The organism is Dactylosporangium sp. NPDC005572, assembly GCF_040605515.1.
Lineage (GTDB): Bacteria > Actinomycetota > Actinomycetes > Mycobacteriales > Micromonosporaceae > Dactylosporangium.
This window is the reverse complement of the sequence record NZ_JBEXCY010000319.1, coordinates 1-9514: the sequence shown is the minus strand read 5'-3', so window position 1 is coordinate 9514 and position 9514 is coordinate 1. Positions and strand designations below refer to the sequence as shown.

General features: G+C 74.9%; 7 protein-coding genes and 1 pseudogene. 3 read left to right on the top strand and 5 right to left on the bottom strand.

Going from position 1 to position 9514, the window contains the following annotated elements:
* Positions 1 to 70: 70 nt before the first annotated feature.
* A complete protein-coding gene (locus tag ABZS66_RS58230; protein ID WP_354773052.1) occupies positions 71 to 487 on the bottom strand; it encodes a hypothetical protein in 417 nt (138 codons plus the stop codon).
* Positions 488 to 648: 161 nt separating this feature from the next.
* On the opposite strand from ABZS66_RS58230, the gene ABZS66_RS58225 reads away from it, so the two are divergent.
* From ABZS66_RS58225 to ABZS66_RS58215, 3 genes are read left to right on the top strand one after another with little or no spacing between them, the layout of a single operon-like run.
* A complete protein-coding gene (locus ABZS66_RS58225) occupies positions 649 to 1011 on the top strand; it encodes a hypothetical protein (protein ID WP_354773050.1) in 363 nt (120 codons plus the stop codon).
* Complete coding sequence (locus tag ABZS66_RS58220) at positions 1004 to 1426, top strand: hypothetical protein (RefSeq protein WP_354773048.1); 423 nt, start codon at positions 1004 to 1006, stop codon at positions 1424 to 1426. The genes ABZS66_RS58225 and ABZS66_RS58220 overlap by 8 nt, the downstream gene beginning before the upstream one ends.
* A 35-nt stretch (positions 1427 to 1461) precedes the next feature.
* Positions 1462 to 2313, top strand: coding sequence for a hypothetical protein (locus ABZS66_RS58215; protein WP_354773046.1), 852 nt, complete (start codon positions 1462 to 1464; stop codon positions 2311 to 2313).
* Positions 2314 to 2325: 12 nt separating this feature from the next.
* On the opposite strand, the gene ABZS66_RS58210 is transcribed toward ABZS66_RS58215, so the two are convergent.
* The 4 genes and pseudogenes from ABZS66_RS58210 to ABZS66_RS58195 form a co-directional block, all read right to left on the bottom strand.
* A complete protein-coding gene (locus ABZS66_RS58210) occupies positions 2326 to 5691 on the bottom strand; it encodes an error-prone DNA polymerase (protein ID WP_354773044.1) in 3366 nt (1121 codons plus the stop codon).
* A 1-nt stretch (position 5692) separates the two neighbouring features.
* Positions 5693 to 7210, bottom strand: a complete 1518-nt coding sequence (locus ABZS66_RS58205) for a DNA polymerase Y family protein (RefSeq protein WP_354773054.1) — start codon at positions 7208 to 7210, stop codon at positions 5693 to 5695.
* 557 nt (positions 7211 to 7767) lie between these two features.
* Positions 7768 to 8385: pseudogene (locus ABZS66_RS58200) on the bottom strand (hypothetical protein); the annotation flags it as partial.
* Positions 8386 to 8823: 438 nt separating this feature from the next.
* Positions 8824 to 9336, bottom strand: a complete 513-nt coding sequence (locus ABZS66_RS58195; RefSeq protein WP_238018286.1) for an SAV_6107 family HEPN domain-containing protein — start codon at positions 9334 to 9336, stop codon at positions 8824 to 8826.
* Positions 9337 to 9514: the final 178 nt, after the last annotated feature.

Below are 9514 nucleotides of genomic sequence, written 5' to 3'. Positions count from 1 at the left end.
CCCCTGGCGGAAGCGGGCGGGGGGGGCCCCCTCCGGGGGGGGGGGGCGCGCCCCGCCGGCGGTCTGGTGCTTAGTTCGACGCAACGCCCAGCTGGCCGCCACCGTCGGTGTGCAGCTCGGTGCCCTCGGCGAAGGACGAGTCGAACGACTGACGCAGCGCGTCGAGCTCCGAGAACTGGGCCTCGTGGCCCGACTCCGAGCCCTCGGCGGCGAAGATGTGGTTCGAGTCGAACTGGTCGTTGCTGTAGTTCGTGAAGTTGGTCTCCTCGTAGCGGGCGCCGTCGGGGCTCTCGATCTCGACGTGGCTGCCCTGCTGGAAGTCGGTCGACTCAGCCGACTCCGTGTCCTGCTCGTACACGTTGAAGTCGCTGTTGTAGTCAGCCTCGCTGCCCGAAGCCGTGTGCAGCTGCTCGAGGTCCGCACTGTCGGCGCCGGCCTCGTAGTGGCCGTAGTCCAGGTCGCCGCCGGTGTCGAAGCCGTCGCTCATTCGGTGTTCCCCCAGGTCTCTGGTCGCTGTCTGCGTTACACAGAACGTTACGTGCCTAGTGGACCATGCGAATCCCCAGAACGTGCCACCGGGATATAGGCAAGTAGGCGACACTTGGCCCGCTCCGGGCGCTCCACGAGCCGCCGGATACGCTGTCCGCCGTGATCGGGCCGCTGGCTGTCGCCATCCACGTGCTGTCACTGGCGCTGGCCGCCTGGGCGTTCGTGGAGTTCTTCCGGCACCGTGCCCCCGACCGGCCGCTCTTCCTCGGCCTCACCGCCGTCGGCGTCCTGGTGCTCGTGCAGGTGGTGGCCCTGGTCGTCGGGCTCGCCCGGGGCGGCGGGCCGGCCGAGGGCGGCGAGCAGGTGACCCTGATCGGCTACCTGCTGACGGCCGCCCTGTTCCCACCGGCGGCGGCGGTGCTGGCCCGGATGGAGCCGACCCGCTGGGGCTCACTGATCATCGGCGCCGCCGCGGTCATCGTGCCGGTGCTCATCCTGCGACTCGGACAGATCTATGGCTGAATCACTGAACAAGGGCCCCGGCCGCGTGCTGGTCGGCATCTACGGGGTCTTCGCCCTGTCCGCGGGTGCCCGGGCGGGCGTGCAGATCGCGTCGAAGTTCGACGAGGCGCCGCTCGCGTACAGCCTCTCCGCCCTGGCCGCGGTCGTGTACGTCGTCGCGACCGTCGCCCTGGCCCGCTCCACCCCCACCTCCCGGCGGGTCGCGTTCGCGGCCGTCGGGTTCGAGCTGCTGGGCGTGCTCGCGGTCGGCACGGCGAGCATCGTCGACCCGGACGCCTTCCCCGACGCCACCGTCTGGTCCGACTTCGGTCAGGGATACGGTTTCGTACCCCTGGTGCTCCCGCTCATCGGCCTGTTCTGGCTCTGGTGGACCGGCCGCCGGCAGCCCTCCCCGAGCGAGCCGTCAGCCAGATGACTGCGGACGGTGGTCGATTCCCCGACCATCGCCCCATGACCCTCTCCGCCAACCGCTTCTCGGCGTACGTGATGTTCTTCGTCGCCGCGGTCGAGTTCGTCGTCGGCGCCGTCCTGCTCACCATGTCGACCGTGGAGTCGCTGTCCTCCGCCGGGACGACGCTGATGATCGTGGGCGGCTTCCTCCTCCTCTCCGGTGTGATCATGGTGCTCGTCGGCGTCCGGTTCCTCAAGAAGTACGCCGAGGGCCGCCGCCTCCAGGAGAACGGCGTCGCCGGCACCGCCCAGGTGCTGCAGGCCCGCCAGACCGGGGTCCTCATCAACAACCAGCCCCAGGTGGCGCTCGACCTGCGGGTGACCTGCCCCGGCCACGGCACGTACGACGTGCGCCGCAGGGAGGTCATCCCGATGCTGCTGCTGTCCCGGGTGACCTCGGGCCTGCCCCTGACGGTGCTGGTCGACCCGCAGGACCGGGAGAAGCTCCTGGTCGACTGGTCCGCCACCTCGGCGATGACCCCCGACCCGCTGGCCGCCCTGCACGCCCTGGGCATCCCCGCGACCCCGCCGCCCGTGCCGCCCGTGCTGCCGAACGACCCGGCCGAGCTGGAGCGGATGAAGCAGCAGATCCTGGCCACGGGCGTCCCGGGCGTGGCCCGGGTGCTCAGCGCCGAGTTCACGGGCGCGCTGGACCAGCAGGGGCGCCCGGTGTACAACGCCCAGTTCCACATCCAGATCGAGGGCCGCCCGCCGTCGGCCGGCGGCGCCCAGGTGGCCGTCCCGCTGGAACGCGTGTCGGTGATGCAGCCGGGCGGCGAGATCCCGATCAAGGCCGACCCGTTCGACCCGTCGAAGTTCGCCGCCGACTGGAACCGCCTCCCGGCCTCCTGACGCCGCGGGTGGTCAGCGGAAGTCGCGGGACGGGGAGCGGACCGGCAGCGGCAGCGGGCTCAGGTGGTCGGCCCGCAGGTTGAGCACGCCCTCCGCCTTCTCCAGGATGCCGCGGATGACCAGCGCGTTCGCCGTGCGGGCCACCCTGCGGTACCGGTGCCAGAGACCGGGCGTGCAGGTCACGTTGAGCATGCCCGTCTCGTCCTCCAGGTTGATGAACGTCACCCCACCGGCCGTCGCCGGGCGCTGCCGGTGGGTGACGATCCCGCCGACCGAGATCCGGCGGCCGTGCGGGACGTCCTGGAGGGCCGCGATGGAGAGTGCCCCGATGCGGTCCAGGTGGTCGCGGGCGAACTGGGCCGGGTGGGCGTCGGGTGCCAGGCCGGTCGCCCACACGTCGGCCACCATGCGCTCCACGGCGTCCATCCCCGGCAGCATGGGGGCCTCGACGCCGCCCGTCGTGCCCGGCAGGCGGCCCGCCGTCTCCCGGGCCGCCGCGCCCGCCGACCAGAGGGCCTCCCGGCGGGTCAGGCCCAGGCCGGCGAAGGCGTCCGCGGTCGCCAGGGCCTCCAGGTGCGTGGTCGTCAGGCCGGCGCGTCTCGCCAGATCGCTCATCGAGATGTACCGCCCGCCGCTCGCACGCTCCGCCTCGACGCGCTCGGCCACGGCGTCGCCGAGCGAGCGCACCGCCGACAGGCCGAGCCGGACCACCGGCCCGCCGCGCCCCCACCCGGACGGCCCGGCGCCGGGCACCTCCGCGTCGACCGGCGGCTCCAGCGTCGCCTTGGCGTTGCTGGCGTTGACGTCCGGGCGCACCACCGTGACCCCGTGCCGGCGGGCGTCGTCGACCAGGGACTGCGGCGAGTAGAAGCCCATCGGCTGCGCGTTGAGCAGCGCCGCGCAGAACGCCGCCGGGTGGTAGCGCTTGAGCCAGGCGCTCGCGTACACCAGGTAGGCGAAGCTCATCGCGTGGCTCTCCGGGAAGCCGTAGTTGGCGAACGCGGCCAGCTTGTCGAACAGCTCGTCGGCGAGCGCGCCGGTGATGCCGTTGGCGGCCATCCCCTCGTACAGCCGGGTCCGGATCCGCTCCATCCGCTCCATCGAGCGCTTCGACCCCATCGCCCGGCGCAGCTCGTCGGACTCGGCCGGCGTGAACCCGGCGACGTCGATCGCCATCTGCATGAGCTGCTCCTGGAACAGCGGCACGCCCAGCGTCTTCTCCAGCGACGCCTCGAGCAGCGGGTGGGGGTACGTCACCTTCTCCAGCCCGTTCTTCCGCCGGATGTAGGGGTGGACGGAGCCGCCCTGGATCGGGCCGGGCCGGATCAGCGCCACCTCCACCACCAGGTCGTAGAACGTCCGTGGCCTGAGCCGCGGCAGGGTGGCCATCTGCGCCCGGCTCTCCACCTGGAAGACCCCGACCGAGTCGGCCCGGCACAGCATGTCGTAGACCTCGGCGTCGTCGAGCGGCATGTGCGCGATGTCCAGCGTCGAGTCGATCATCTCGAAGGCGTACCGCAGCGCCGACAGCATCCCGAGCCCCAGCAGGTCGAACTTGACCAGCCCGACCGAGGCGCAGTCGTCCTTGTCCCACTGCAGGACCGTGCGGTGCTCCATGCGGGCGTGCTCGACGGGGCAGACCTCGATGACCGGCCGGTCGCAGATGACCATGCCACCGGAGTGGATGCCCAGGTGCCGCGGGAACGTGAGCAGCTCGTTGGCGAAGTCGACGACCGGCCCGGGGATCTCGTCCAGCTCCGCGGTGCTCACGCCGCCCCACCGCTCGACCTGCTTGCTCCAGGCGTCCTGCTGCCCGGGCGAGTGCCCGAACGCCTTGGCCATGTCCCGGACGGCGGACTTCGGGCGGTACGAGATGACGTTGGCGACCTGGGCCGTGTAGGTCCGGCCGTACTTCTGGTACACGTGCTGGATGACCTGCTCCCGCTGGTCGGACTCGATGTCGATGTCGATGTCCGGCGGGCCGTCGCGCTCCGGCGACAGGAAGCGCTCGAACAGCAGCCCCCACCGCACGGCGTCGACGTTGGTGATGCCGAGCGCGTAGCAGACCGCCGAGTTGGCCGCCGAGCCGCGGCCCTGGCAGTAGATGTCGTGCTGCCGGCAGAACTCCACGATGTCGTGGACGACCAGGAAGTACCCCGGGAAGTTCAGCTCCTCGATGAGCGCCAGCTCGTGCTCCAGCTGCGCGTACGCCCGGTCGTTGCCGGCGTACCGCACGGCGGCGCCGCGCATCGTCAGGTGCCGCAGCCACGCCATCTCCGACATCCCCGGCTCGGGCACCGGGTAGTCCGGCAGGCTCGGCGCGACCAGCTGGAGGTCGAAGGCGAGCTCGGCGCCGAACGCGGCGGCCCGCGGTACCGCATCGGGATAGGCCGCGAAGCGGGCGGCCATCTCCGCGCCGGAGCGCAGGTGCGCCGAGCCGGCGGCGGGCAGCCAGCCGTCGATCTCGTCGAGGCTGCGCCGGGCCCGCACGGCGGCGAGCGCGGTGGCCAGCCGGCGGCGGCCCGGCGCGGCGTAGTGGACGTTGTTCGTGGCGACCACCGGGAGCTTGAACTCCAGCGCCAGGTCCGCGAGCGCGTCGTTGCGCTCGTCGTCGAGCGGGTCGCCGTGCGCGGTGAGCTCGACCGCCACCGACTCCGGCCCGAACAGCGCGACCAGCCGGTCCAGCTCGGCCCGGGCCGCGCCGACCCCGTCGCGCAGCAGGGCGGCCGGCACGTGGCCCTTCCGGCAGCCGGTCAGCAGCAGCGCGTGGTCGCGCAGCGCCGCCGCGGTCTCCTCCAGGTCGTAGACCGGCCTGCCCTTCTCCCCGCCGCGCAGGTGCGCCTCGCTGATGATCCGGGAGAGCCGGGCGTACCCCTCGGGCCCCCGCGCGAGCAGCAGGAGGTGCCGGCCGAGCGGGTCGGGCTCGCCGTTCTGCGGCCCCGGCAGGCCCAGCGACAGCTCCGCCCCGAAGACGGTGCGGATCTCCAGCGCGCGGGCGGCCTCGGCGAAGCGCACGACGCCGTAGAACCCGTCGTGGTCGGTGATCGCGACGGCCTCCAGCCCCAGCCGGACCGCGGCCTCCGCCAGCTCCTCGGGGTGGCTGGCCCCGTCGAGGAAGCTGAAGTTGCTGTGCGCGTGCAGCTCGGCGTACGGCACCGCCGTCTCCGGCTTCCGCAGGGGCGGCGGGGTGTACTCCTGCCGCTTGCGCGACCACGCCGGGGAGTCGCCGCCGTCGCCGTGGTCGGCCGAGAGCACGTCGGGGTGGTAGTCCTCGCCGGGGTGCTCCCAGCCCTTCGCGTCGGGCCGGCGCTCGCGCTTGCGCCCCGAGAGCCAGCGCTCCAGCTCCGACCACGGCACGTCCGGATTGTTGAATCCCATGTCAGTCGTACAGCGCTTCCACTCGCCACACCCCGTGCTCCAGGACCGCCAGGACCGCCCGCCCGTCGGCCAGCCGCAGCTGGAACCGGGCGCACCGGCGGGCCTCGCCGTCGTCCCACCACCGCTCGTCGACCGGCCACGGCCCGGCCCAGGCCACGATCTCGACCGCCTCCGGTTCCTTGTCGATCTTCATCCGCGCCGGTACCGCCGTGAGCGCGAGCCTTCCGCTGACCCCCACGACCGCCCCGCCGGCGTCGAGCACCTCGGCGGGCAGGGGCTCCACGTAGACGGTGGCCGGTGACGGCGCCGGCAGCCGCCCGGGCCACGGCGCCTCGACGCCCTGCGCGACCCGCTCGTCGCCGAAGGCCACCAGCCGGATCCGGCGCTGGTCGGCCCGCCCGCCGTCGAGCACCGCGGTGAGCACCGCGTCCGGCCCGAGCAGCCCCTGCACCCGGGTCAGCGCCCGGTGCGCCCGGTCGCGCTCCTCGCCGGCCTCGCCCCAGAGCCCCGGCTGCAGCCCGAGGTGCTCGACCACCCCCTCCGGGATCAGCCGCAGCCGGATGATCCCGGCCGTCGGCCGGTGGTTGCGCCCCCGCAGCCAGCCGTCGAGCTGCCAGCGGAGCCGGTCGGCGATCTGCCCGACGCCGAGCAGCCCGTCGTGCCGCCAGGTGCGCACGAGCTCCTCGCCGCGCTCGGTGGTCGCCTCGATCGCCAGCCGCGTGCAGGCCAGTCCGTGCGAGGCCAGCCGGTCGTGGAGCCGCTCGGCGAGCGCTCGCGCCGCGAACGCGGCGGCGTCGACCCGGTCGACCGGCTCCTCGAACGTCTCGGCCACGTCGAGGTCCGGCGGGGCCTTCCGCGGGGCGAGCGGCCGCTCGTCCCGCCCGCCGGCGAGCCGGTGCGCGAGCGCCGCGTCGAACCCGAACCGCGCCAGCACGTCCCCGCCCGGCAGCGCCGCGAACTCCGCGAGCGTGTGAATCCCGAGCCGCCGCAGCAGGTCGACCAGCGCCGGCCGGCCGAGCGCGCTCACGCTCAGCTCCGCGAGGAACCCGGCCGTCTCCCCGGCCGGCACGATGACCCCGGCCCGCGCCGCGAGCCCCGCCGCGAACGTCCCCTCGGCGATCCCGGCCTGCGCCTCCACCCCACACTGCTGCGCCACGTGCTCGACGAGCCGCTCGGCGGCCGCCTCCTCCCCGCCGTAGTACCGCGCGGGCCCGCGCGCCGCGAGCGCACAGGCCCCCGGCCGCAGCGTCTCGACCCCGGGCGCGAGCGCCTCGACGGCCATCAGCACGGGCTCGAACGCCCGCATGTCCCGCGCCGGGTCGTGCTCGAGCACGATGAGGTGCGGGCACCGCCCCTGCGCCTCCCGCTTCCGCAGCCCCCGCCGCACCCCTTCCTCCCGCGCGGCCGGCGACGTGGCCAGCACCCGGTTGGCATGCATGACGGCCACGGCCTCCCGCGCCGGATACCCGTCCACGATCTCGGCCGCGATCACCGGCCAGTCAGGACACCAGATCACCATCGTCCGCACGCCGTTCGTCACCCCACCCACCGCAACGCCACAACCGCACCGTCCCCCGCCCGCTCGACCTCGCCCGCGGAGGCACGCCCGCCGCCATCCCCGCCGGCCGCGTCTTCGCTCCCCACCACGCCCACCGGCCGCCCACCACGGCCGTCCCCATCTCCGCCCACCGCGCCAACGGGCCGCCCATCACGGCCAGCCCCGTCCCCGCCCACGGACCGCCCGCCGCGCCCGGCGCCCTCCCCGCCCACCGCGGTCACGGACCGCCCGCCGCGGCCGGGGCCGTCCCCGCCCACCACGTCGCGGCTCCCCACCGCACCCACGGGCCGCCCACCACGGCCGGCGCCGCCCCCGCCCACCGCGACCACGGACCGCCCGCCGCGGCCGGCACCGTCCCCGCCCACCGCGTCGCGACTCCCCACCGCGCCAACGGGCCGCCCGCCGCGGCCGGCACTGTCCCCACCCACCGCGGCCAGGGGGCGGCCGGCCTCGCTCCCCGCCTCGACCGGGCGGTCGGCGAACGGGCGGCTGACCGGTGGCAGGACGCCCTCCAGCGCGGGCAGCCAGAGCGTGACCTCGCGCGGGGCAGCCGCCGCGCCGCGGCCGCGGGCCTGGATGGTCATCTCCCGGCAGCGCAGGCGGCCCCGGCCGGCGCCGAGCCCGTCCCACGCCCCGCGGACCGGCGCAACCGTCAGGTCCGCCCCGGCCCACGGCCCGGCCGGCATGAGCACGCTCCCCCGCTGCCGGGCCCGCGCGGCCAGCCGCCCGGCGACGGCCGGCGCGATCGGCCCCGGCGGCGCCGCGACGACGATGTCGAGCCCGTCGAGCAGCGCGGCGACGGCGGTGGTCCACTCGGTCCCCGGGTACGGCACCAGCGCCAGCCGATCCAGCGCGATCCCCATCTCGGCCGCGGCAACCGGACTGAGCGCCGGCAACCCCACGACCGCACACCACGACCCCGCCCGCGACGCCGCGGCGAGCAACGCCAGCAGCACCGACGAGGTGTGCACCGCGATCGTGGCCCCCCGCCGCAGCCCGCCCCCGGGCAGGAGGGCCCGCAGCTCGGAGAGCACCGGCAGGGTCCGCGTGACCCCACCCACCTCGGCCGCGTGCTCACTGGCCGGTCGCACCACCCCGCCCAGCCCCGCGGCCCGCACCGCCGCCAACCGGTCGATCCGCCGCGGCGTCCGCGGACCTTCCCGGTGATAGGCGGACAAATCAGACAGAGGTTGCGCGCGACCGGATGCATCAAGACGGGTAACGGGCGAGCGGCCGAAGACGCGCCCGTCCGAGCCGTCATGGAGGTCGTCGTGCCACCCCTCATGCGGATCGTCATAGGCGTCGTCGTAGAACTCGGCGGCCGCCGAAGCCGACATGCCAGCCACGGCACCTGCTCCCCCACTGTCGTGCTGTTCGCTCCACCCGCCGTCATCCCCGCGGCGCCCGGCCCACCCGGACCGGACCGCTCCGCGACCACCCGAGCCACAGGACGACGGCCAGGGCCCGGCGTCACCGGGAGGCCCCCACGGCGCGATGGTCCGGCGCCGTGCGGGGCCGTCCGGCCCGCCCGGGGTGGAGCGGCAGATCTCCCCCCGGGGCCGGGCCGGACCGGTTCAGCTGGCCAGGCCCTCCAGGCGTGGCTGATAGGACAGGCCCAGGCCCACCTCGACGACGGCGATGAACTGCTCCGCGGCGCGCATGAGGTCGTCGGCCTCGCGGGCGGAGACCACCCGCGGGATGCCGGCCTCGGCGGCCGAACGCTTGCTGGCGCCGGCGGCGAAGAACGCCGCCCACTCGGTCAGCTCCGGTGCCACGAGCACCAGCAGCGACCAGACGCTCGTCACGCGGCTGCGCCGGCCGGGTGCGGCGGGAACGGCCCGGGCCGCGAGCACCGCGGCCGCCGCGCGCAGCGCCGCCAGGTGGGCCGTCGCATAGCGCATGCCGTCGGTGCGGATCTCGGCCGCCTCCTCGAGCCCGTGCCGGGCGAGGGTCAGCAGCTCCCGCGGAGTGCGGTGGGGAAGCGCATGGGCGGGCACCGGAAGCTGCTGCCGGGACGCGCCACCGGCCGGCACGGCAGCCGGGAATCGGCTGACGTTGGACGAGCTGGTCGAACGGTTCGTCGGCATCGGTGCTCTCCCTCGGTGGTGCGTCGGCGGGTCAGTGCCCTGGTGGTGCCGTGCCACCGCGGGGGGAGTCGCAGCGACACGCGGATCGTTCCTCGAACGGCACCGGCGACGGCGTCGCCGGCCGGGCGTGGAGCTTCCCCACACCACCCCCGGCCGGCTGGGTCGCTGCCCGCCGCCC

Excerpts from the sequence above, each read along its gene's own strand:
- ABZS66_RS58220 (WP_354773048.1), top strand. The coding sequence starts at position 1,004 with ATGGCTGAATCACTGAACAAGGGCCCCGGCCGCGTGCTGGTCGGCATC.
- ABZS66_RS58205 (WP_354773054.1), bottom strand. The coding sequence starts at position 7,210 with ATGGTGATCTGGTGTCCTGACTGGCCGGTGATCGCGGCCGAGATCGTG.
- ABZS66_RS58210 (WP_354773044.1), bottom strand. The coding sequence starts at position 5,691 with ATGGGATTCAACAATCCGGACGTGCCGTGGTCGGAGCTGGAGCGCTGG.
- ABZS66_RS58195 (WP_238018286.1), bottom strand. The coding sequence starts at position 9,336 with ATGCCGACGAACCGTTCGACCAGCTCGTCCAACGTCAGCCGATTCCCG.
- ABZS66_RS58230 (WP_354773052.1), bottom strand. The coding sequence starts at position 487 with ATGAGCGACGGCTTCGACACCGGCGGCGACCTGGACTACGGCCACTAC.
- ABZS66_RS58215 (WP_354773046.1), top strand. The coding sequence starts at position 1,462 with ATGACCCTCTCCGCCAACCGCTTCTCGGCGTACGTGATGTTCTTCGTC.